General features: G+C 72.3%; 15 protein-coding genes. 2 read left to right on the top strand and 13 right to left on the bottom strand.

Annotation, left to right across the window (positions count from 1 at the left end; translation table 11 throughout):
• Positions 1-533: 533 nt before the first annotated feature.
• The 7 genes from QC282_RS28740 to QC282_RS28710 all read right to left on the bottom strand — a co-directional run bounded on the left by QC282_RS28740 (position 534) and on the right by QC282_RS28710 (position 9,838).
• Positions 534-2,234, bottom strand: a complete 1,701-nt coding sequence (locus tag QC282_RS28740) for a proline--tRNA ligase (RefSeq protein WP_279552503.1) — start codon at positions 2,232-2,234, stop codon at positions 534-536.
• Positions 2,235-2,340: 106 nt separating this feature from the next.
• Complete coding sequence (locus QC282_RS28735; RefSeq protein WP_279552502.1) at positions 2,341-2,871, bottom strand: GNAT family N-acetyltransferase; 531 nt, start codon at positions 2,869-2,871, stop codon at positions 2,341-2,343.
• Between the two features lie 20 nt (positions 2,872-2,891).
• A complete protein-coding gene (locus QC282_RS28730) occupies positions 2,892-3,740 on the bottom strand; it encodes a GNAT family N-acetyltransferase (RefSeq protein WP_279552501.1) in 849 nt (282 codons plus the stop codon).
• A 156-nt stretch (positions 3,741-3,896) separates the two neighbouring features.
• Positions 3,897-5,054 carry a flavodoxin-dependent (E)-4-hydroxy-3-methylbut-2-enyl-diphosphate synthase gene (gene ispG, locus QC282_RS28725; RefSeq protein WP_279552500.1) on the bottom strand — a complete coding sequence of 386 codons (1,158 nt, stop codon included), beginning with the start codon at positions 5,052-5,054 and terminating at the stop codon, positions 3,897-3,899.
• A 170-nt stretch (positions 5,055-5,224) separates the two neighbouring features.
• Positions 5,225-6,517, bottom strand: coding sequence for a site-2 protease family protein (locus QC282_RS28720; RefSeq protein ID WP_279552506.1), 1,293 nt, complete (start codon positions 6,515-6,517; stop codon positions 5,225-5,227).
• Positions 6,518-6,525: 8 nt separating this feature from the next.
• Complete coding sequence (gene dxr / locus QC282_RS28715; protein WP_279552499.1) at positions 6,526-7,788, bottom strand: 1-deoxy-D-xylulose-5-phosphate reductoisomerase; 1,263 nt, start codon at positions 7,786-7,788, stop codon at positions 6,526-6,528.
• A gap of 109 nt (positions 7,789-7,897) precedes the next feature.
• Positions 7,898-9,838, bottom strand: a complete 1,941-nt coding sequence (locus QC282_RS28710) for an acyl-CoA dehydrogenase family protein (protein ID WP_279552498.1) — start codon at positions 9,836-9,838, stop codon at positions 7,898-7,900.
• Between the two features lie 309 nt (positions 9,839-10,147).
• Here QC282_RS28710 and QC282_RS28705 point away from each other — a divergent pair, with 309 nt between their 5' ends.
• Both QC282_RS28705 and QC282_RS28700 read left to right on the top strand, forming a co-directional pair.
• Complete coding sequence (locus QC282_RS28705) at positions 10,148-11,161, top strand: LacI family DNA-binding transcriptional regulator (RefSeq protein ID WP_279552497.1); 1,014 nt, start codon at positions 10,148-10,150, stop codon at positions 11,159-11,161.
• Positions 11,162-11,259: 98 nt separating this feature from the next.
• Positions 11,260-13,302 (top strand): glycoside hydrolase family 31 protein, encoded by a 2,043-nt coding sequence (locus QC282_RS28700; protein ID WP_279552496.1) that lies wholly within the window; start codon positions 11,260-11,262, stop codon positions 13,300-13,302.
• 209 nt (positions 13,303-13,511) lie between these two features.
• Here QC282_RS28700 and QC282_RS28695 read toward each other — a convergent pair whose 3' ends face one another.
• The 6 genes from QC282_RS28695 to QC282_RS28670 all read right to left on the bottom strand — a co-directional run bounded on the left by QC282_RS28695 (position 13,512) and on the right by QC282_RS28670 (position 22,952).
• Entirely contained in the window at positions 13,512-14,225 is a 714-nt protein-coding gene (locus QC282_RS28695; RefSeq protein WP_279552495.1) for a hypothetical protein, read from the bottom strand.
• A 35-nt stretch (positions 14,226-14,260) separates the two neighbouring features.
• On the bottom strand, positions 14,261-16,459 hold the full coding sequence (locus QC282_RS28690) for a glycoside hydrolase N-terminal domain-containing protein (RefSeq protein WP_279552494.1): 2,199 nt from the start codon (positions 16,457-16,459) through the stop codon (positions 14,261-14,263).
• Positions 16,460-16,698: 239 nt separating this feature from the next.
• Entirely contained in the window at positions 16,699-18,666 is a 1,968-nt protein-coding gene (locus QC282_RS28685; protein ID WP_279552493.1) for a beta-galactosidase, read from the bottom strand.
• Positions 18,666-20,843 (bottom strand): 1,4-beta-glucanase, encoded by a 2,178-nt coding sequence (locus tag QC282_RS28680; protein ID WP_279552492.1) that lies wholly within the window; start codon positions 20,841-20,843, stop codon positions 18,666-18,668. The genes QC282_RS28685 and QC282_RS28680 overlap by 1 nt, the downstream gene beginning before the upstream one ends.
• A gap of 130 nt (positions 20,844-20,973) precedes the next feature.
• A complete protein-coding gene (locus tag QC282_RS28675) occupies positions 20,974-21,921 on the bottom strand; it encodes a carbohydrate ABC transporter permease (protein WP_279552491.1) in 948 nt (315 codons plus the stop codon).
• On the bottom strand, positions 21,918-22,952 hold the full coding sequence (locus QC282_RS28670; RefSeq protein ID WP_279552490.1) for a sugar ABC transporter permease: 1,035 nt from the start codon (positions 22,950-22,952) through the stop codon (positions 21,918-21,920). Before QC282_RS28670 ends, QC282_RS28675 begins: the two co-directional genes overlap by 4 nt.
• Positions 22,953-22,956: the final 4 nt, after the last annotated feature.

The following is a 22,956-nucleotide window of genomic DNA, read 5'->3' as shown; positions in this document are numbered from 1 at the left end:
GCGCGCGACCGCGGCCCGGTGGCCCGTCCCAAGCGGGCGTCGGGCGACGCGCAGCGGGCGGTCGGGCGGCAACTGGCTGCCGCAACCCGCGGGCACCCGTGCCGCTGGGGCGGCACGGGCGGCACGGGCGGCAACCCGTCAGCGCCGGGCCGCGCGAACCCCCTGCCGTAACGCCAACGCCGGGCAACCGAACAACGCCGGACAGCCGAACGCCGGGCAGCGAGGCGGCGGCACGGCGCAACCCGCGGGCATGCGGGCCGCCCGGGGCGGCACGGGTGAGCGCGGGCGGCCACCCCGCAGCGCCGGGCCGCGTGACCCACCCCGCGGTCACCGCGACGCCGGGCAACCGGACGACGCCGGGCAGCTAAGCGGTGGGGCGGGCGGTGAGTCGTCGGCGCCGGGACGCTCGGCCGGTCCGTGGTCATGTCGGTGCCGGGCGACCAAGCAGCGCCGCCCGCATGCCCCACTCACACCGCATCCCCGGGTAACAAGACGCGCAGCGCGGGGCGTCGCCGCTCCCGCGCTGGGCTGGCTTACGCCGTCAGGCGGGCGATCGCCTCCTCGAGCGGCAGCTCCTCGCGCTGCCCCGTGCGGCGGTCCTTCAGTTCCACGACGCCCTCCCCCGCACGGCGGCCGACGACCAGGATCTGCGGGATGCCGATGAGTTCGGAGTCGGTGAACTTCACGCCCGGCGAGACGCCCGCCCGGTCGTCGACGAGGACGCGGACGCCCGCCGCGGCCAGCTTTCCGGAGACGTCGAGGGCCAGCTCCGTCTGGAGGGCCTTGCCGGCGGCGACCACGTGCACGTCCGCCGGGGCGACCTCCTTGGACCAGATGAGGCCCTTGTCGTCGGCGTGCTGCTCGGCCAGCGCCGCGACCGCGCGGGAGACGCCGATGCCGTAGGAGCCCATGGTGACGCGGACCGGCTTGCCGTTCTGGCCGAGGACGTCGAGCTTGAGGGCGTCGGCGTACTTGCGGCCCAGCTGGAAGATGTGGCCGATCTCGATGGCGCGGTCCAGCTTCAGGCCGGTCCCGCACTTCGGGCAGGGGTCGCCCTCCTGGACGACCACGACGTCGACGTACGCGTCGACCTCGAAGTCGCGGCCCGCGACGACGTTCTTCGCGTGCGTGTCCGCCTTGTTGGCGCCCGTGATCCAGGCCGTGCCGGGCGCGACGCGCGGGTCGGCGATGTACTTCACCTTCGGCAGGCCCTGCGGACCGACGTAGCCGCGGACCAGGTCCGGGCGGGAGGCGAAGTCCTCCTCGGTGACCATCTCGACGGCCGCCGGGGCGAAGTGCGCCTCGACCTTGTCCATGTCGACCTCGCGGTCGCCGGGCACGCCCACGGCCACGATCTCGCCGTCGACCTTCACCAGGAGGTTCTTCAGCGCCGCGGAGGCCGGGACGCCGAGCGAGGCCGCCAGGGTCTCGATGGTGGGGGTGTCGGGCGTGGGGATGTCCTCGGCGGCGGGGACGCCGGCGGCGTCGACCGGCTTCAGGTCGTAGGTGATCGCCTCGGTGTTGGCGGCGAAGTCGCAGTTCGGGCAGTCGGCGAAGGTGTCCTCGCCGGCCTCGGCGGGGGCCAGGAACTCCTCCGACTTGGAGCCGCCCATGGCGCCGGCGGTCGCGGCGCAGATGCGGTAGTCGAGGCCGAGGCGCTCGAAGATGCGCTGGTAGGCCTGGCGGTGCAGGGCGTAGGACCGGGCCAGGCCCTCGTCCTCCGTGTCGAAGGAGTACGAGTCCTTCATGAGGAACTCGCGGCCGCGCAGGATGCCCGCCCGCGGCCGGGCCTCGTCACGGTACTTGTTCTGGATCTGGTAGAGGATGACCGGCAGGTCCTTGTAGGAAGACGCCTGGTCCTTCACCAGGAGGGTGAAGATCTCCTCGTGGGTGGGGCCGAGCAGGTAGTCGCCGCCCTTGCGGTCCTTGAGGCGGAACAGCTCGGGGCCGTACTCGTCCCAGCGGCCCGTGGCCTCGTAGGGCTCCTTCGGCAGGATCGCGGGGAGCAGCACCTCCTGGGCGCCGATCGCGTCCATCTCCTCGCGGACGATCCGCTCGACGTTGGCCAGGACCTTCTTGCCGAGCGGCAGCCAGGTCCAGATGCCCGCGGCGGTACGGCGGACGTAGCCTGCGCGGACCAGCAGCTTGTGGCTGAGGACCTCGGCGTCGGCCGGGTCGTCGCGCAACGTCTTCGCCAACAACTGGGACATGCGCTGGACCGGTGCGTTCGCCATCGTTCTCGTACTCCTGCCGGATGGGTGCCCCCGCTCGGGTCGGGCTGAGCGTGGGGAGGTTGTTGGCATGGAGGTTAGCCGGGGGGTGCGGGGCTGCGGAAATCGGTTATCGGCGGCGCAGGGGCAGCGGGGCGCCCATCACGGCGTACGGCCTCGGGGCGCTCGGGAAGTGGACCTGGCGGGCCAGGTCCTCGTAGCCGAGGGAGCGGTACAGGCCGCGGGCGGGGCTCTCGGTGTCGATCGCGGAGAGGATCGAGCGGGGCTCGGCGGCCGTGTCGGTGATGCGGGTGATCAGGGCGCGGCCGATGCCGCGGTTCTGGTGGCGGGGGTGGACGTGCAGTTCGGTGATGACGAAGGAGTCGTCGAGCCACTCGTCGTGGCCCTGGGCGCGCAGGTACGGCTCGACGACGGTGGACCACCAGTGGGCCCGGTCGTTGGGCATGCCGTACACGAAGCCGACCAGTCTGCCGCCGCTGGTCGCGCCGAGGGCTCTGGCGCCCGGATACGTCATGTGGCGCAGCACGATCTGGCGGCGTACGGCGACCTCGTCGGCGCCCAGTCCGAAGGCCACGGCCTGGACGGCGAGGGCTTCGTCCACGTGGGACGAGAGGTCCAGGGGCCCGATCACGAGATCCATGGCGGGGAGCCTACAGGCGGTCAGAACAGGACACTCATGAAGGCGCCGACCTCCTGGAAGCCGACCTTCTCGTACGTCCGGCGGGCCGGGGCGTTGAAGTCGTTGACGTAGAGGCTCACCACGGGGGCGACGTCGGCGAGGGCGTAGCGCAGGACGGCCGCCATGCCGGGGGCGGCGAGGCCCCTGCCGCGGTGTTCGGGGGCGACCCAGACGCCCTGGATCTGGCAGGCGCGGTCGGTGGCGGCGCCGATCTCGGCCTTGAAGACGACCTTGCCGTCCTGGTCGAAGCGGGCGAAGGAGCGGCCGGAGCCGACGAGTTCGGCGACCCGGGCCTGGTAGAGCAGGCCGCCGTCACCGGCCAGCGGTGAGACGCCGACCTCCTCGGTGAACATGGCCACGCAGGCCGGCATGATCGTTTCCATCTCGTCCTTGCGGACGCGCCGGACGTGCGGGTCCGGGGTGATGCCGGCGGGCATGCGGTCGGTGACCATGAGCGGCTGGCGGGTGCGGACCTCGCGGGCGGGGCCCCAGGACGGTTCGAGGAGGCGCCAGAGTTCGGCGGTGGGCCCGGCGGGGCCGACGACGGAGGAGCAGCGGCGGCCGGCGCGGCGGGCGCGGTCGGCGAAGGCGCGGACGGCGCGGGGGGTGGCGCAGATGGGGACGAGGTTGGCGCCCGCGTAGCACAGGGAGGTGAGCATGCCGTCCTCGTACCAGCCCCACATCTCGCCGCCGAGCCGCCACGGGTCCAGGCCCGCGACCTGCACGCGGGAAGTCACGAAGGCGTTGGCGACCGGCTCGCGGTCCAGAACGGCCAGCGCGGCGTCCAGGTCGCTCGGTTCGAGCACGCGGGAGGTGGTCTGGGTCAACACGTGCGGGGCCTCGTCCTCAGGTCTGCTGGTTTCCGCACTGTACCTGCCGAAAATGTGCCGCGTCGCCCGGTGCGCGGCCGGGCGCCACAGTGCGGACACGCGTACGCCCCGGCACCGCTGGGGGTGACGGGGCGCCGGGGTGCGCGGGGGCCGGGGTCAGCCGGCGACGGAGACCGACGGCTCGCCGGAGGCCACGCCGTCCTGCTCCATCTGCTCGGCCAGCTTCATGGCCTCCTCGATCAGGGTCTCCACGATCTTGGACTCGGGGACGGTCTTGATGACCTCGCCCTTGACGAAGATCTGGCCCTTGCCGTTGCCGGAGGCGACGCCGAGGTCGGCCTCGCGGGCCTCGCCGGGGCCGTTGACGACGCAGCCCATGACGGCCACGCGCAGCGGGACCTCCATGCCGGTCAGGCCCGCGGTGACTTCCTCGGCCAGCTTGTAGACGTCGACCTGGGCGCGTCCGCAGGACGGGCAGGAGACGATCTCCAGGCCGCGCTGCTTGAGGTTGAGCGACTCCAGGATCTGGTTGCCGACCTTGACCTCCTCCACGGGGGGCGCGGACAGCGAGACGCGGATGGTGTCGCCGATGCCCTGGGAGAGCAGCGCGCCGAACGCGACGGCCGACTTGATGGTGCCCTGGAAGGCGGGGCCGGCCTCGGTCACGCCGAGGTGCAGCGGGTAGTCGCACTGGGCGGCGAGCTGCCGGTAGGCCTCGATCATGACGACGGGGTCGTTGTGCTTGACGGAGATCTTGATGTCCCGGAAGTCGTGCTCCTCGAACAGCGACGCCTCCCACAGCGCCGACTCGACGAGGGCCTCCGGGGTGGCCTTGCCGTACTTCTGGAGGAGCCGCCGGTCCAGCGAGCCCGCGTTCACGCCGATGCGGATCGGCGTGCCGTGGTCCTTGGCGGCGCGCGCGATCTCCTTGACCTTGTCGTCGAACTGCTTGATGTTGCCGGGGTTGACGCGCACGGCCGCGCAGCCGGCCTCGATGGCGGCGAAGACGTACTTCGGCTGGAAGTGGATGTCCGCGATCACCGGGATCTGCGACTTGCGGGCGATCGTCGCCAGCGCGTCGGCGTCGTCCTGCGTGGGGCAGGCGACGCGCACGATCTGGCAGCCGGACGCGGTGAGTTCGGCGATCTGCTGGAGGGTCGCGCCGATGTCGGACGTGCGCGTGGTGGTCATGGACTGCACGGACACGGGGGCGTCCCCGCCCACCGCCACGGAACCGACCTGGATCTGCCGGCTCTTCCGGCGCTCGGCGAGCTTGGTCGGTACGGACGGCATGCCGAGAGAAATCGCAGTCATCTGCTGTGCAACCCCAAGTCGTGGATCAAGGCCCGGTCCCGCCGGCAGCGGGCTCCCGCGCTTCGAGATTACGGCACGGGGGTCGGCCCCGGCACATCACGGCCCGCAAACCCACTCGATGGAAGTGGCCCGGCGGGAAACCCGCCGGGCCACCGGGAAACCGGGTGCGGCTAGGAGATGCGCACCGGGTTAACGACGTCCGCGATGAGCACGAGAATCGTGAAGCAGATGAAGATTCCCGCGACCACGTAGGCCACCGGCATCAGCTTCGCCACGTCGAACGGGCCGGGGTCCGGGCGGCGCAGCAGCTTGGCGACGTTGCGGCGCAGCGACTCCCAGAGCGCGCCCGCGATGTGGCCGCCGTCCAGGGGCAGCAGCGGGAGCATGTTGAAGAGGAACAGGGAGAGGTTGAAGCCGGCGACCAGCATGACGAACATGGCGAGCTGCTGGGTGGGCGGGATGTCCAGGGTGGCGATCTCGCCGCCTACCCGGGCCGCGCCGACCACGCCCATCGGGGAGTCCGGCTCGCGCGGGCCGTCGCCGAAGGCCGCGTCCCACAGGGCGGGGACCTTGCCGGGGAGTGCGGCGATGGAGTGGGCGGCCTCGCCGATGCGGTCGCCCATCCAGGTCAGGGACTCGTCGAAGTCCTGTTTGACGACGCCGGTGGCGGCGCTGAAGCCGAGGAAGCCGGCCGTGACGTACTCGCCCTCGACGATCCGGCCGCCGGCGTCCTTCTTCGCGACCTGGTTGGTGGCGATCTTCGCGTGCAGGGTGACTTCCTCGCCGCCCCGCTCGACGACGATCGGCACGTCCTTGCCGGGGTTGGCCCGGATGAGGTCGGAGAGCTGGTTCCAGGACTCCGTGCGGACGCCGTTGAAGGAGACGAAGCGGTCGCCGGCCTTGAGGCCCGCGGCGGCGGCCGGGGCGGCCGGGTCGGAGCCCTTGCAGGTGTCGCGGTTCTCGCTCTGCGAGATGACGCACTTGGAGACGGAGCCGACCGTGGTGGTCTGCTGGGTGATGCCGAAGCCCATCAGGACGATGAGGAACAGCGCCACGGCCAGGATCAGGTTCATGAAGGGGCCGGCGAACATCACGATGACGCGCTTCCAGGGCGCGCGCGTGTAGAACAGGCGGGTCTCGTCGCCCGGCCTGAGCTCCTCGAACGCGGCGGAGCGGGCGTCCTCGATCATGCCGCGCCAGGGCGAGGTGGAGCGGGCCTCCAGGCGTCCGTCGGGGCCGGGCGGGAACATGCCGATCATGCGGATGTAGCCGCCGAACGGGATGGCCTTGATGCCGTACTCCGTCTCGCCCTTCCTGCGCGAGAAGAGGGTCGGGCCGAAGCCGACCATGTACTGCGGCACGCGGATGCCGAACAGCTTGGCGGTCGACAGGTGCCCGAGCTCGTGCCACGCGATGGAGAAGAGCAGGCCTACGGCGAAGAGCACTATGCCGAGGATGAACATCAGGGTCGTCATGCACGCGCCTCCGCGCTCGCCGTCCGCGCTGTCAGTTCCCGGGCCCGGGCACGGGCCCAGGTCTCCGCTTCGAGGACGTCCGGCACGGTCAGTGAGGTTCCCGTGTCCGGGACGCCGTGCTCCTCGACCACCTTGGTGACGGTGTCCATGATCCCGTTGAACGGCAGTTCGCCGAGCCGGAACGCGTCCACGCACTCCTCGTTGGCGGCATTGAACACCGCCGGGGCGGTGCCCGCGAGCCGGCCCACGTGCCGGGCGAGGTTCACCGACGGGAAGGCCTCGTTGTCGAGCGGGAGGAACTCCCAGGTCGACGCCGTGCTCCAGTCGAAGGCGGGTGCCGCGTCCGGGACGCGCTCCGGCCAGCCCAGGCCGATGGCGATCGGCCCGCGCATGTCGGGGGGCGTCGCCTGCGCGATCGTGGATCCGTCCGTGAACTCGACCATCGAGTGGACATACGACTGCGGGTGCACCACGACCTCGATGCGGTCGAAGGGGATGTCGTAGAGGAGGTGCGCCTCGATGACCTCCAGGCCCTTGTTCACGAGGGTCGCGGAGTTGATCGTGATGACCGGGCCCATGGCCCAGGTGGGGTGCGCGAGGGCGTCCTCCACCGTGACGTTCGCCAGGTCGGCCCTGGTGCGTCCGCGGAAGGGGCCGCCGGACGCGGTGACGACCAGTTTACGGACGTCGGCGCGGGTGCCGGCGGCCAGCGCCTGGAAGAGGGCCGCGTGCTCGGAGTCGACCGGGATGATCTGTCCCGGCTTGGCGAGGGCCTTGACCAGCGGCCCGCCGACGATGAGCGACTCCTTGTTGGCGAGCGCGAGGGTGCGGCCCGCCTCCAGGGCGGCGAGGGTCGGGGCGAGGCCGATGGAGCCGGTGATGCCGTTGAGGACCGTGTGGCAGTCGGAGGCGGCGAGCTGGGTGGCCGCGTCCGGCCCGGCCAGGATTTCCGGAAGCGGCTCCCCCGTGCCGTAGCGCGCGCCGAGCGCCTCGCGCAGCGCCGGTACGACGTCCTCGCGGGCCACCGCGACGGTCCTGGCCCCGAGCCGGTGCGCCTGCTCGGCGAGCAGGGTGACGCGGCCGCCGTTGGCGGACAGGCCGGTGACGCGGAACCGGCCGGGGTTGCGCAGCACGAGGTCCACGGCCTGGGTGCCGATCGACCCGGTGGAGCCGAGGATCACCACGTCCTTCGGGCCGTCTCCCGCGACGGGGTCGTACACCAGGTGCGGGTCGGCGAGGGGGGCTGGAGAGTCGCTCATCCCTCCATTGTGGCCGCACGGGGCCGCCGGACGGACAGCGCGTCCCCCTCCGGGGTGGTGCGCCGGGGAGCCCCTGGTGACTCACCGGCGCACGCCGGGTGCGGGTGCCCTACCGGATGGGCCGGTGGACGTTCTCCTTCCGCGCGGGGCCCGGTGTCGCGTCGGCGATCCAGGGGCCCTCGCCGGAGGGGTCGACCACGCCCTGTTCCAGCCATTCGTACGTGCCGGACAGCACGCCCTTGACGACCTTGTGGTCGAGGTCGTCGGTGTTGGTCCACAGGCGGTCGAAGAGGGTGTCGACGCGGATGCGGGACTGACGGCAGAAGACGTCGGCGAGCTGGTAGGCCTCTCGGCCGTGGTCGCCGCGGCCGCGCAGGAGCTCGGCGCGGACGCAGGCGGCGCTCATCGCGAACAGTTCGGCGCCGATGTCGACGACGCGGCCGAGGAAGCCCTGCTTGGTCTCCATGCGGCCCTGCCAGCGGGACATGGCGTAGAAGGTGGAGCGGGCCAGTTTGCGGGCGGCGCGCTCGACGTACCGCAGGTGCGGCGAGAGGTCCACCTCGTGCTTGAACTCGCCGTAAGAAAGGGGGAGTTGTCCTGGTCCGGCGACGAGTTTCGGCAGCCATCCGGCGTAGAAGACGCCCGCGTTGGCGCCCGCCCTGGCCTTGTCCGCGAGGGACTTGTCGGGGTCGATGAGGTCGCCGGCGACGGACAGGTGGGCGTCCACGGCCTCGCGGGCGATCAGCAGGTGCATGATCTCGGTGGAGCCCTCGAAGATGCGGTTGATGCGCAGGTCGCGCAGGATCTGCTCGGCGGGGACCGCACGTTCGCCGCGGGCCGCGAGGGAGGCCGCGGTCTCGAAGCCGCGTCCGCCGCGGATCTGGACGAGTTCGTCGGCCATCAGCCAGGCCATCTCGGAGCCGTACAGCTTGGCGAGGGCGGCCTCGATGCGGATGTCGTTGCGGTCCTCGTCCGCCATCTGGGAGGACAGGTCGAGGACGGCCTCCAGGGCGAAGGTGGTGGCGGCGATGAAGCTGATCTTCGAGCCGACGGCCTCGTGCAGGGCGACCGGCTTGCCCCACTGTTCGCGGGCCGCCGACCACTCGCGGGCGATCTTCAGGCACCACTTGCCGGCGCCGACGCACATCGCGGGCAGCGAGAGCCGGCCGGTGTTGAGCGTGGTCAGGGCGATCTTCAGGCCCTGGCCCTCCGCGCCGATGCGGTTGGCGGCGGGCACCCGCACCCGGTGGAAGCGGGTGACGCCGTTCTCGATGCCGCGCAGGCCCATGAAGGCGTTGCGGTTCTCGACGGTGATGCCCTCGGAGCCGGCCTCGACGACGAACGCGGTGATGCCGCCCCGGTGGCCCTCGGACTTCGGCACGCGCGCCATGACGACGAGCAGGTCGGCGACGACGCCGTTGGTGGTCCACAGTTTGACCCCGTCGAGGACGTACTCGTCGCCGTCGGGGACGGCCGTGGTGGCCAGGCGTGCCGGGTCCGAGCCGACGTCGGGTTCGGTGAGCAGGAAGGCGGAGATGTCGGTGCGGGCGCAGCGCGGCAGGAAGGTGTCCTTCTGCTCCTGGGTGCCGAACTGCTTCAGCGGCTGCGGTACGCCGATGGACTGATGGGCGCTCAGGAGGGCGCCGATGGCGGGGCTGGCGGAGCCGACCAGGGCGAGGGCCTTGTTGTAGTAGACCTGTGTGAGGCCGAGGCCGCCGTACTTGGTGTCGATCTTCATGCCGAGGGCGCCGAGCTCCTTGAGCCCTTTGATCACGTCGTCGGGGATGCGCGCGTCCCGTTCGATGACGGCCGGGTCGACGCGTGTCTCGCAGAAGTCGCGCAGTTTGGCGAGGAATTCCTCGCCGCGCCGGGCGTCCTCGTCGGCCGGGAGGGGGTGCGGATGGATGAGGTCGAGGCGGAAGCGCCCGAGGAACAGCTCCTTGGCGAAGCTGGGCTTGCGCCAGTCCTGTTCGCGGGCGGCCTCCGCCACCCGGCGTGCCTCACGTTCGGTGACGGTGGGTCGGGACGCTGGTTCTGAGCTGGCGGACATGAGGCTCACCTCGCCGCGAATCGGGATCAAGGTCCATTTGGTTACCGACGGGTGCTACCCGATCGTATGTACCCGATACCGGGCCACCCCACCACCCTTCGCGCGGCCGTTCGGCCGATGCGGGCCGGGCCTGGTAGTACTGGCAGGGCCGTGGCCCACCGAAAAGGCGAGCGCCCGAAGAAAGCTGTCGAAGCGCTTCGACAGCCTATGGACACCCGCTCCCCGCTAGAGCTACTGTCGAATCACCCTCACCCGCCCCTGTACGCCCCCGCGCATTGTCGAAGCGCTTCACAAAGCTTGGAGAGCTGGATGGTCACCCTCGCCGAGGTCGCCCAGCACGCCGGAGTCTCGGCGAGCACGGTGAGCTACGTCCTCAGCGGCAAGCGGTCCATCTCCGCGACCACCCGGCAGCGGGTCGAGCAGAGCATCCGCGAACTCGGCTACCACCCGAACGCGGGCGCACGCGCCCTGGCCAGCAGCAGGTCGAACATCATCGCGCTGATGATCCCGCTGCGCACCGACATGTACGTGCCGGTGATGATGGAGATCGCCATCGCGGTGGCGACCACCGCGCGCACGCACGGGTACGACGTGCTGCTGCTGACCGGCGAGGAGGGCCCCGACGCGGTGCGCCGCGTCACGGGCAGCGGACTCGCGGACGGCATGATCGTGATGGACGTCGAACTCGACGACGACCGCCTGCCGTTGCTGCGCGGGACGCACCAGCCGTCGGTCCTGATCGGGCTGCCCGCCGACACCACGGGGCTGACCTGCGTCGACCTCGACTTCAAGGCGACGGGCGCCCTGTGTCTTGAGCATCTGGCGACGCTGGGGCACCGCGACATCGCCGTCGTCGGCGAGGCCCCGGCGGTCTACGAGCGGCACACCGGCTTCGCCGAACGCACCCTGGACGGCCTGCGCACCCGCGCGCGGGAGCTGGGCCCGCGCGTGCTGCACCGGCCGTGCGAGGGCGGGTACGACGCGATGGCCGTGACGCTCGCCCGCATCCTCGACGAGCGGCCCGGCACCACGGGCTTCGTCGTGCAGAACGAGTCGGCGGTCGAACCGCTGCTCGCCCTGCTGCGCCAGCAGGGCCGGGCCGTGCCGGAGGATGTGTCGGTGGTGGCCATCTGCCCGGACCAGGTCGCCACGCAGGCGTCGGTGCGGCTGACGTCGGTCGCCATCCCGGCGCAGGAGATGGGCCGGCACGCCGTGGAACACCTGGTCGCGAAGCTGGACGGGCGGGGCGGCGACGAGGTCGTGCTGCTCGCGCCCGAGCTGACGGTACGGGCGAGTTCGGGACCGGCGCCGACCGCGTCCTGACGCGCCCTTCTTCACTCACCGGGCGTCATCCGCCCGGCTTCACCCGAGGTGTCCCGCCGGGGCACCGCCATGCCCGCACTCCTCCAGGAGCGTGCCTCGTGAATCAGCCTGCCGAGATGCAGACCAAGGTCAGTCTCGCCCAGTCCTCGCCCACCGTCGGCACGTTCCGGGAGCGGGACGGCGCCCTGGAGTGGAGCGGCCGTCAGGAGACCGTGCGGATCGAGCCGTGGGGGCCGGACGCGGTCCGGGTCCGGGCCCGGCTCGGCGGCCCGGTGCTCCACGATCTGCCGGGCGCGCTCCTGGCCGAGGCGCCGGCCACGGAGAGCACCGTCAAGATCGAGGACGGGCGCGCCTCGCTGACCGTCGGCGCGCTGACCGCCGAGGTCGACGCCGAGGGCATGGTCCGCTTCCTGCGCACCGGGGACGGCGCCGAACTGCTCGCCGAGGAGCGCGCCCACTTCTGGTGGCCCGGCCCGCGCCTGTACACGGCGGTCGGGGGCGGCCACCACCGGCTGGAGCAGCGGTTCGCGGCGTACGAGGACGAGAAGCTGTACGGCCTCGGGCAGCACCAGCACGGGCGGCTGGACCAGAAGGGCCTGGTCGTCGATCTGGTGCAGCGCAACGCCGAGGTCGGCATTCCGGTGCTGACGTCCAGCCGCGGCTACACGCTGCTGTGGAACAACCCGGCGATCGGCCGGGTGGAGCTCGCGCACAACGGCACCCGGTGGGTGGCGGACGCGGCCCGGCAGATCGACTACTGGATCACGGCGGGCGACCCGGCGGCCGGGCAGCGCCGCTACAGCGCGGTGACCGGCCGTACGCCGATGCTGCCCGCGTGGGCGGCCGGGTTCTGGCAGTGCAAGCTGCGCTACCGCACGCAGGACGAACTCCTCGCGGTGGCACGGGAGTACAAGCGGCGAGGGCTGCCGATCGACGCGATCGTGTGCGACTTCTTCCACTGGACGCACCTGGGCGAGTGGAAGTTCGACCCGGCTCAGTGGCCGGACCCGGCGGCGATGGTGCGCGAGCTGGACGACCTCGGCATCAAGCTGGTGGTGTCGGTGTGGCCGTCGGTGTCGCCGCTGTCGGAGAACCACCCGGTGATGGAGCAGCGGGGCTATTTCATCGGCACGCAGTACGGCCCCGTGGCGCACGCGGACTGGCCGGACAAGGAGGTCGCCTCCACCGTGCAGGTGGCGTTCTACGACGCGACCAACCCGGACGCTCGGGAGTTCGTGTGGTCGCGGATCAAGGAGAACTACCTCGACCCGTACGGCATCACCGCGTTCTGGCTGGACGCCTGCGAGCCGGAGCTGAAGCCGGGCTTCTCGGAGAACCTGCGCTACTGGGCGGGTCCGGGCCTGGAGGTCGGCAACATGTATCCGGCCGAGAACTCCCGCACCTTCCACGAGGGCCTCACGGCGGCCGGCGAGACCGAGGTCATCACCCTCAACCGCTCGGCGTGGGCGGGCAGTCAGCGCTATGGCGCGGCCCTGTGGTCCGGTGACATCGGCACCGACTTCGCCACCCTGCGCCGGCAGATCGCCGCCGGCCTCAACACGGCCCTGTCCGGCATTCCGTGGTGGAACACGGACATCGGCGGCTTCCACGGCGGCGACCCGGACGACCCGGCGTACCGGGAGGTGATGGTCCGCTGGTTCCAGTTCGGCGCGCTGTCGCCGCTGATGCGGCTGCACGGGTTCCGCGACCCGGGCACGCCGCTCGGCCCGGAGATGACGGGCGGGCCCAACGAGGTGTGGTCGTACGGCGAGGAGGCCGGTGCGGTCATGGAGCGGTACCTGCGGCTGCGCGAGCGGCTCAAGCCGTACGTCCTGGACGTCATGCGGGAGGCCCACCAGGAGGGGCTGCCGGTGATGCGGCCGCTGTTCCTGGAGTTCCCCGGGGACCAGGCGGCGTGGTCGGTGGACGACGCCTACCTGCTCGGCCGGGACCTGCTGGTCGCCCCGGTGCTGACGGCGGGCGCGACGGCCCGCACGGTGTATCTCCCGGCGGGCGCGGCCTGGACGGACGCGTGGACGGGCGAGTCGTACGGGGGCGGGGCGGCCGTGACGGTCGACGCGCCGCTGGACCGCATTCCGCTGTTCCTGCGGGACGGGGCGCGGCTGCCGGTGGCCGGGTAGCGGCACGAAGGGGCGGCCGGCTTACGGGTCCGGCCGCCCCTGCTCCGCCCTCCGGCTGTGTGGTGCCGAGGTGGTGACTCCCCTGCGGCGGCTGGTCGCAGCCGGTGTTCTGCCAGGCCGGATGCGCTTCCCGGACGCCACCGGGGCGGCGAGGGTTGCCGGGCCGCCCGCCCTGTCGTGCGGCGGGCGGCCCGGTCGGGCGTGGGTCGTCAGCCGCCGGAGACGGTCAGGTTGTTGGTGGTGAAGTCCAGGCCGCCGGACGCCGAGGTGATCTCGTAGCCGAACTGCACGTCACCGATGGTCTCGTTGCCGAACCAGCCCTTGGTGTCCTTGATCCACTTCAGGATCGGCAGGATGTTCACGGTGCCGGAGGACGAGTTCGAGGTGCGGATGAAGGAGAACACCTCGTTGGCGCCGTTGCTGCCCTTGTAGACGGACCAGGTGTGGCCGCCCAGCGTCACGTTGCCCTGGGAGCTGCCGAGCGGTCCGACGGGCCCGGTCTTGTTGACCCAGAGCATGATCTCGTAGTCGTAGTCGGTGTCCCAGATGTCGTACGACGTGTTGTAGGCGCCGGACGACGGCACGGTGACGTTGTAGCTGCTGGTCAGCGAACCGATCGAGGTGATCGGCTTGTTGATGACCTTCTTGGCGTTGGGGTACGACTTGATGCCGCCGGTGTTCGGGTGGTCGGCCCGCACGCCCCAGTTGGTGCCGGAGTTGGCCCACACGCACTGGCTGCCCGCGCCGGAGCCCCAGATGTTGTTGTAGAGCGTGTAGCCGTCCAGGGTGGTGTTGCCCCACTGGTCGCAGGAGTTCCAGACGGCTGCCTGGGCGGGGGCGGCGGCGAGACCGACGGTGGCGCCGAGTGCGAGCGCGGGGGCGAGCAGGGCCTTGGTGACCTTGCCGAGGATGCTTGTTGCCATGGTGTCCTTCCATGGGTGGGGGGAATCGCAGGGGTCTACCGCGTCCCCAGGGTGAGGACGCGGTCCTCTCCGGCGACCAGGTCGAGCGGCTCGGCGCCGGAGGAAGTCCGCAGTTCGACGCGGTGGGTGCGGCCCGGGCGCAGCACGGCGGTGGCGCCGTCCGGCCCCCAGGCGAGGTCGAGTTCGGCCCCGAACCGGGTGCGCACGCCGCGCAGCCGGCCCGCCGGGTACGCGGCCGGCGGCGCGGGCAGCAGGACCAGCCGGTCCGGGGTGGACTGCACGAGCGCCTCGACCAGGACGGCGGGCAGGGTGTGCGCGGCGTCCGCGTTGTACACGTGCCGGTGGGGGTAGTGCGCGCTCATCAGCGACGCGTGGAAGAAGTCGCCGTCCAGGACCCGTCCGAGCGCGTGGGCGACGCGGTCGGCGTCGCGCAGCCGGGCCGCGATCAGGGCGTGGTGGAGGTGGCCGTGCGCGGAGTCGTTCTCGGCGCCGCGCAGTTCGAGGGCGCGGTGGGCGGCCGCCGCGAGGTCCGGGGTGTCGTAGGGGTTGATCTCGTCCAGCGGCCAGACCCCGTAGAGGTGGCTGAGGTGGCGGTGGTCGTAGGAGTCGTCCAGGCCGGGGTGGGCCCATTCGGCGAGGGCGCCGTCGGCGTTGACCCGGTGGGGCGGGAGCCGGTCGGCGAGGGCGCGCCGGCGGTCGGCGTCGGGCCCCGGGTGGTAGTCGGCGGCGGTGAGCAGGGCGTGGCGGGCCGCCGAGAGGTCCATCGCCGCGTTGATCGCTCCCCAGCCGGCGTTCGCGGGCCGGTTCTCGGGCGAGTACGACGGCACGACGACGAGACGGCCGCCGGCGTCGGTCCGGGTGAGGAAGTCCTCGTAGAACCGGGCGGTCTCGTCGAGCGCGAGCGCGGTGCGCGGGTCTCGGGCGCCGCGGATCTCGTCGTGGTCGACGAGCGGTTTGAGCAGCCAGTCGGCACCGGCGGTCCACAGGTGGAGGGGGTATTCGCGGCTGAAGTGGTACGCGTGTCCGCACTCGCCGTCGCTGTGCGCGGGCGCGACGACGCCGCGTGCGCCGAAGACCGCGCGGGCGTTGTCCCGCCAGTGGGGAAGCTGTCGGTGGATCAGGGCGGCGAGCGCCTCGGTGACCTCCGGGAGGGCGGTGGCCGCCGCGGCGGCGGTCTGGAGGTTGAGGTTGGCGTCGTTGGTGAACGCCCCGGACCAGGCCGTGTCCCAGTCGCCGGTCCACAGGCCGGTGAGCCGGGGCGGGCACAGGCCCGCGGACGACAGCAGGTGGTAGCGGCCGGCCGCGAAGAGGCGTTCCAGCAGGGCCGCGCTGCTGGGCCGCCGGAGCAGTTCCGAGCCGGGCAGGGCGCGTTCGGCCGGGTCGGCGGCGAGGTCGAGTTCGACGCGCCGGTAGGCGGTGCGGTGCAGGGCGAGGTGCCGGTCGAGCAGGTCGTCGTAGGGCCGGTCGGTGAGCAGGTCGCGCAGGGCGCGGGACTCGGCGGCCACGTCCGCGTCCCCGGTGTGCCGGCGCACCCGGGTCAGGAGCAGCACCTCGGCCGCGCCGGCGACGCGCACGCCGGGCGGGGCGATCGTCGTCGTGCCGCCGGTGACCACGGCCAGGGTGACGCCGGTGTAGCCGAGGTCGCTTCCGGGGTAGCGGGCGCGCAGGCTCAGCAGGGCGCCGTCGGCGGTGAGCACGGCGCCGTGGCCGACGGCCAGTGCGTCGGGGGCGCCGGGCAGGCGGTGGTCGAGGCTGATGCCGAGGGTGAGGTGCGGGGCGGTGACGTGCTGCACGATCACGTCGTCGGCGCGGGAGACGAAGACGCGGCTGGTCCAGCCGCCGCAGACGGCGGTGGTCTCCCCGGTGGTGAAGTCGACGGAGCGGCGGTGGCGTAGGACGGGGCCGGGCTCGCGGCGCAGGCGGACCTGGAAGGCGGGGTGGAAGGGGCGCACCCACTGGAGCGGACGCCCGTCGGTGAAGTCCTCGGCGGCGGTGAGGTCGCCGGACAACAACCGGTCCTGGAGGGCCCGGAGTCCGGCGGCCAGGCGGGGCGGCTCGCGGTGCTCTTCGCCGTTCGGGCGGACGAGGGTGTGGTGGGTGACGACGACACGGTCGTCGTCCGGATCACCGAACACGAGGGCGCCGTGGTGACCGTTGCCCGTCAGGAAGGCGTCCTCCCAACGGGCGGCGGGGCAGGACTCCCAGGTGCCGTGGACGGGGGTGGCACCGGTCACGGATACGTCCGGGGCGCCGCCGGTCACGGATGCGGAGCCCTGGCCCCGGCCCGCGGCTCCCACTCCCCGGCCCGGGGCATCGGCACCCCGGCCCGCGGTTTCCGCGCCCCGGCCCGCCCCTTCGGCGTCGCCGCCGGTGGCGCATCCGTCCGGGGCGCCGCCGGTCACGGAGACAACCCGAGCACCCCCGGTCGCGGAGTCGTCGGGGCCGCCGCCCGTCGCGGATTCCGCCTCGCCGTTCATGGCTTCAGCACCGCCACCCCGTAGCGGCCGAGGGTGACCCGGTCGGTGACGACGGTGTCGGTCAGCAGGTCGCGGTGGGTGCCGGGGACCTCGACGGTCACCTCCTCGCGGCCGTGGTGCAGCAGGAACAGCAGGTCGCCGCGGCGTACCGCCTCCACGTCGGCCGGCAGTCCGTCGAGCACCGGGCGGGCGCCCGCGTCGGCGGCCACGCGGGCCAGCAGGTCGCGCAGCGCGTCGGGCTCGGGCAGCGTGGAGACGTACCAGGCACGGCCCTTGCGCAGCACGGCGGGCAGTCCGTCCAGCTCGCCGCCCTTGTAGAGGACGGTCTCGTCGGCGGTGCCGTCGGCCTCCAGCTCCTCCGACCACAGGGTGCCGGCGAAGCCGTCGCAGTCGGCCCGCTCCCCCGGCTCCAGCGGCCACCACTCGTGCAGGGTGCGGATGCCGAACAGCTCGCGCAGCCGGGCGTCCATGCCGCCGGGGCGTATCCGGTCGTCCTCGTCGGCGACGCCGGTCAGGAAGCCGCAGACGAGGGTGCCGCCCTGTCGTACGTACGCGAGGAGGTTGGCGATCGCGGCGTCCGTGAGCAGGTAGAGCTGCGGGGCGACGACCAGGCGGTAGGCGCCGAGGTCGTGTTCGGGGTGGGCGAAGTCGGTGGTGAGGTGGGCCCGCCACAGGGCGCGGTGCCAGGCGGTGAGGAGGTCGGGGTGGGCGACCTCGCGGGACGGGCGGGCCTCCTGGTCGCCGGCCCACCAGGCGTGCCAGTCGTGCAGGACGGCGACGTCGGCGGCGCGGTGGCGGCCGGCGACCTCGGGCCCGATCCGCGCGAGGTCGGCGCCGAGCCGCTTGACCTCCTGGTACGTGCGGCCGTGCTCCCCCGCGTGGCTCACCATGCCGGAGTGGAACTTCTCCGCGCCCTGCCGGGACTGCCGCCACTGGAAGTAGCAGACGGCGTCCGCGCCGCGCGCCACGGCCTGCAGGGACCACAGCCGGTTGAGTCCGCGCGGCTTGGGATGGTTCACGCCCCGCCAGTTGACCGGCCCGGCGGCCTGTTCCATCAGCATCCACGGGCCGCGTGCCTGGGAGCGGGTCATGTCCTGGACGAGCGCGCCCGCCTGCGCCCCGGACGGGTCGCGCGGGTCGGGGTAGAGGTCGACGGAGACGACGTCCTCCTCCTCGGCCCAGCGCCAGGCGTCCAGGCCCGCCCACAGCGGCATGAAGTTGGTGGTGACCGGCAGGTGCGGGGTGTGCCGGCGCACGATGTCGCGTTCGGCGGCGTAGCACTCCAGGAGCATGTCGGACGTGAACCGCTTGAAGTCCAGCACCTGCGTGGGGTTCTTCAGGTAGTGAGCGTGCCGGGGCGGCAGGATCTCCCGCCAGTCTCCGTAGGCCTGGCTCCAGAAGGCGGTTCCCCAGGCGGTGTTGAGGGCGTCGAGCGTGCCGTACCGGGTGCGCAGCCAGCCGCGGAAGCGGGCGGCGGCCTCGTCGCCCCAGTCGTAGGTGCAGTACTCGTTGTTGATGTGCCACATGGTGAGGGCCGGGTGGCCGGCGTAGCGGGCGGCCAGGTCCTCGGTGACGACGGCGGCGTGGCGGCGGTAGGTGGCGCTGGAGTGCGAGAAGTGCTGGCGCCCGCCCCACCACTCGGTGCGGCCGTCCGCGTCGCGGGGCAGGGTGTCCGGGTGGAGGTGCCCGAGCCAGGGCGGCGGGGAGGCGGTGGGGGTGGCCAGGACGACGCCGATGCCGGCCGCGTGCATGAGGTCCATGAGCCGGTCCAGCCAGCCGAAGTCCCGTGCGCCCGGCCTGGGTTCGATGCGGGCCCAGGAGAAGACGCCCAGGGTGACGGAGTTGACGCCGGCGTCCCTCATCAGGCGGACGTCCTCGGGCCAGGTCTCCTCGGGCCACTGCTCGGGGTTGTAGTCGCCGCCGAACAGGACGCGCCCGCGGGTGACGTCGTCGAGCCCCGGCATCAGGCGGGCTCCCCGTACTGGATGCCGCGCCCGTTGGTGGCGACGTAGACGCGGCCGTACACGCGCGGGTCGCCGGCGATGGTCTCGCCGGTCCAGCCCCACTGGTGGGCGTCGTCGTTGACGCGTGTCCAGGTCCGCGCCCCGTCGTCGGAGCGGAGGATCGCGGTGATCGCGTCGACGGCGCCGACCTGGTAGATCGCCGGGTACGCGGCGCCGTCGGCGGCCTTGCCGAAGCCGACGGCGTACGAGGCCCAGCAACTGTCGGCCTTGGTGAAGGTCCCGCCGCCGTCGGTGGACCGGTACAGGCCGTTCCACTTGGCGCTCAGCCACAGGTCGCCGGTCCGGCCGGGTGCCGCGACCAGCTTGAACTGGCTGTCCCCGGACGGCAGTCCGCCCGCCCGCGCGGTGAAGGTGCGTCCGCCGTCGGTGCTGGCGTACACGGTCCCCGTGTCGGTGTCGTAGGCGTAGAAGCGTGCCGGGTCGACGGGGTCGGCGACCGGGGTGGCGCCCTTGGGGAAGGTGGCGGCCTCGGTCCAGGTGGCGCCGTTGTCCGCCGAGCGGTGGGCGGCGTACTTGGTGCCGTCCCAGTGCACGAACGTCCACAGCAGCACGCCCGCGTCGGCGCTCACGGCGATCGGTCCCGGCGCGTCCTTGGCGATCGCCGGCTGTGTGGCGAAGGGCGCCCAGGTCTTCCCGCCGTCCTGGGAGTACGCGCCGTTGCCGTGGTCGCCCCAGCCGGTGCGCACGACGTACGACGGTCTGGCCGCGGCCTGTGCGAGGCCGGTGGACGTGCCGAACACGGGGTCGGCGGCCATGCCGCGCGACGGGGACGCCGTGAGCCGCTCGTGGTACATCACGCCGATGTCGCCGAGCCCGCTGATCAGATGCGCCTCGCCGGCCGGGGGCGAGACCAGCTGCCGCACCGAGCTCTCCTCCAGGCCGCGGATCCACGGCGCCCAGTGGACGAGGTCGCGGGTGCCGTACAGGGTCGCGCCGGTGCCGAACACCACGTGCCGGGAGTCGTACGGATCGACGGCGAGCGCCTGGATCCACCAGCCGAACTTGGCCTGCTCGCCGCCCCACTCGAGGTACGGCGTCTCCGACACGTCGAGAACGGCCCCCTCCTTCAGGGACGTCCAGCTGGCGCCGCCGTCGGTGGACCGGTACAGGGTGTCGACGGCCGCCCAGCGGTTGTTGGTGGAGACGACGACGTGGCCGGGGCGGCGGGCGTCGACCGCGACACCGCCGTACCCGAAGGTGTCCGACGCCCCGTCCGGCCGGGCCGGGGTGACCTCGGTCCACCGCCCGTCGGTGGTCCGCAGCTTGTGCACACTGCCGTCGGACTGCCCGTTGGGCCCGGGAGCGTCGGCGTACGTCACGTACAGCTCACGGCTGTGCCGGTCGTGGGCCGCCCGGACCGGCACCTTGGCGGCGGCACCGGCCGGCTGCCCGGGGACGGCGGTCCAGGTGGCGCCGTCGGTGGTGCGGTACAGGGTGGGCGAATCGTCGCCCCATCCGGCGTAGACGGCCCGGCCGGCGGCGACCAGCAGGGTCACGCCCTGCCCAGTGGCGCTCGGAGCGGGCGGGAAGCCCTCGGCGGGTGCCCAGGTGGCGCCCCGGTCCGTGGACCTGAGCAGCCCGTCGTGCCGCGTCCCCAGCCACAGCACGTCGCTGTCCCGGGGGTCGACGAGCAGCCGCTCTCCGGTGCCCCGCCCGTCCTCGTTGGCGCCGAGCTTCACGGTGAGGTCGGTCCGCCGCCAGGTGGCGCCCCGGTCCTCGGACCGCAGCACGGCCCCGTCCGACGCCCAGGCCTGGGCGTAGGTGCCGACGGCGAGGTACAGCCGGTCGGGGTGGGCGGGATCGACGGCCATCGCCTCGACGCCGAGCAGGTTCCAGTCGTCCCACCCGATGTGGTCCAGCAGCGGAATCCACCGCCCCCGCCGCTCGTCCCACCGGTAGGCGCCCCCGATGTCGGTCCGCGCGTAGGCGAGCCCGCGCACGGAGGGATGGAACAGCACCCCGGTGACGAACCCGGTTCCGCCGATGACGACGTTGCGCCAGCGGTAGCCGCCGGCGGCGGGAGCGGCGTGGGCCCCGGCAGCCGGCAGGGCGGCGAAGGCGGCAGCGGCGGCGGCTCCGGCAAGCACTCCACGCCGACTCAGGTTGGACGCAAACATGACACACCTCAGCTTCTGAAGAGAGGAGAACCGGACCCGCCTCGGGGGCGCGGGGAACCGCGCGAGTCGCCACGGCGGACCAGCAGCGGAAGGACGGCGGAGAACCCCCGGGCCTCGCCCCGCCCGGGTTTCAGCCCTTCACCGCCCCGGTCAGCATCCCCTTGCGGAAATGCTTCTGCACGAACGGCGACAGCACCGCGACCGGCAGCAGCGCCATCACCATCACGGCCATCTGCACGGCCAGCCCGGACAGCTCCCCGGTCTTGATCGCCTGGCCCAGGCCCACCGGCGCCTCCTGCTTCTGCACCAGCTGGATCATGACGTTCTGCAGCGGCATCATGTCCTGGTCGTTCAGGTACAGCGAGGCGTTGAACCACGCGCTCCAGTACCCGACCGCGTAGAACAGCGTGATCACCGCGAGGACCGCCCGGGACAGCGGCATGACGATCTGCCACAGGATCCGGAAGTCGCCGGCGCCGTCGATGCGCGCGCTGTCGATCAGCTCCTGCGAGATGCCCATGAAGAACCCGCGCAGCACCAGGATGTTGAACACGCTCACCGCGCTCGGCAGGATCAGCGCGAGGTAGCTGTCGGTCAGCCCGAGGGTCTGCACCAGCAGGTACGTCGGGATGAGGCCGGCGCTGAAGAACATCGTCGCGAGCAGCATCAGCAGGAACCAGCGGTGCCCCAGTGAGCCGCTGCGGGACAGCCCGTAGGCGCACAGCACGGACACGGTCATCGAGAACAGCGTGCCGACGAGCGTGACGAGGACGCTGATGACCGCGGCCCGGGTGACCTGTCCGCCGCTCAGCAGTTCCTCGTAGGCCACGAACGTGATGTCCCGGGGCACCATGACGAGGCCGCCCGCCTCGTCGATCGTCCCGCGCGAGGACAGGCTCGTGACGACGACGATCCACAGCGGGAAGAGGATCGCGAGGCAGGCCAGCACCAGTACCAGGCCCTTGCCGGCCGCGCCCGCCGGGGTGGGTTTCTCCTCCCACACCGGCCGGGGCGGGGCGGACCACCGGCGGTCGCGGCGGGCCGGTGCGGCCCCGGGTTCGTCGAGGACGGCGGTCACTTCTTGTACACCCCCTGCTCGCCCATGAGATGGGCGACCTTGTTCGCCGCGAGGACCAGGCCGAGGCTGACCACGCCCTTGACCAGTCCGGCCGCAGCGGCGTAGCCGAAGTCCTGGTTGCGTACGCCGTTCCACCACACGAAGGTGTCGAGCACCTCCGAGGCGCCCGGCCCGACCGCGTCGCGTTGCAGCAGGATCTGCTCGAAGCCGACCGTCAGGGCGTCGCCGACGCGCAGCACCAGCAGCAGGGCGATCACCGGGCGCAGTGCGGGCAGCGTGACGTGCCACATGCGGCGCCAGCGGTTCGCGCCGTCCATCGCGGCGGCCTCGTACAGGTCGGGGCTGACCGAGGACAGCGCGGCGAGGAAGACGATGATCCCCCAGCCGGCGTCCTTCCAGACGCTCTGCGCGGTGATCAGGAAGGCGAAGGTGTTCGGGTCGGTCATGACGTCGAGTCCGTCGTACCCGTGCTCCCTGAGCAGCTGGGAGAAGATCCCGGCGCCGCCGAACAGCTGCTGGAAGACGGCGATGACCAGCACCCACGAGAAGAAGTGCGGCAGGTAGAGGACTGCCTGCGCGACCGCCCGCACCCTGGGCCTGACCACGCTGTTGATGAGCAGCGCGAGCAGGACCGGGATCGGGAAGAACAGGACGAGCTGGAGGAAGAACAGCACGAGCGTGTTCCGCACGGCGTTCCAGAACGCCGAGTCCGCGAAGATCCGCTCGAAGTTCTCCAGCCCGACGAAGGGGCTGTTCACGATGGAGACGACGCCGTTCTCGCTGATGTACGGGTCGTACTCCTGGAAGGCGACGACGTTGCCGAGGATCGGCACGTAGTTGAAGAGGAGGACCAGCGCGAGGGCCGGCAGGGTCATGAGGATCAGGACGCGGTCGCGCCGGAACCTGACGCCGATGCTCCGCTCGCCCTTCGCCCTCCGTTTTCCGCCGCCGGTGGCGTCAGCGGACGGCACCGGCGTCTTCGCCGTCGTGTCGGCCTCGGGCCTGCTCCGAGGCACCGTGCTGTGGGACACAGCC

This window comes from Streptomyces sp. DH24 (genome assembly GCF_029813775.1).
Taxonomy (GTDB): Bacteria; Actinomycetota; Actinomycetes; order Streptomycetales; family Streptomycetaceae; genus Streptomyces.
Note: the sequence above shows the minus strand (reverse complement) of the source record. Positions and strands in the feature narration are given on the sequence as shown.

Excerpts from the sequence above, each read along its gene's own strand:
- ispG (WP_279552500.1), bottom strand. The coding sequence starts at position 5,054 with ATGACTGCGATTTCTCTCGGCATGCCGTCCGTACCGACCAAGCTCGCC.
- QC282_RS28705 (WP_279552497.1), top strand. The coding sequence starts at position 10,148 with ATGGTCACCCTCGCCGAGGTCGCCCAGCACGCCGGAGTCTCGGCGAGC.
- QC282_RS28740 (WP_279552503.1), bottom strand. The coding sequence starts at position 2,234 with ATGGCGAACGCACCGGTCCAGCGCATGTCCCAGTTGTTGGCGAAGACG.
- QC282_RS28680 (WP_279552492.1), bottom strand. The coding sequence starts at position 20,843 with ATGTTTGCGTCCAACCTGAGTCGGCGTGGAGTGCTTGCCGGAGCCGCC.
- QC282_RS28685 (WP_279552493.1), bottom strand. The coding sequence starts at position 18,666 with ATGCCGGGGCTCGACGACGTCACCCGCGGGCGCGTCCTGTTCGGCGGC.
- QC282_RS28720 (WP_279552506.1), bottom strand. The coding sequence starts at position 6,517 with ATGTTCATCCTCGGCATAGTGCTCTTCGCCGTAGGCCTGCTCTTCTCC.
- QC282_RS28710 (WP_279552498.1), bottom strand. The coding sequence starts at position 9,838 with ATGTCCGCCAGCTCAGAACCAGCGTCCCGACCCACCGTCACCGAACGT.
- QC282_RS28695 (WP_279552495.1), bottom strand. The coding sequence starts at position 14,225 with ATGGCAACAAGCATCCTCGGCAAGGTCACCAAGGCCCTGCTCGCCCCC.
- QC282_RS28735 (WP_279552502.1), bottom strand. The coding sequence starts at position 2,871 with ATGGATCTCGTGATCGGGCCCCTGGACCTCTCGTCCCACGTGGACGAA.
- dxr (WP_279552499.1), bottom strand. The coding sequence starts at position 7,788 with ATGAGCGACTCTCCAGCCCCCCTCGCCGACCCGCACCTGGTGTACGAC.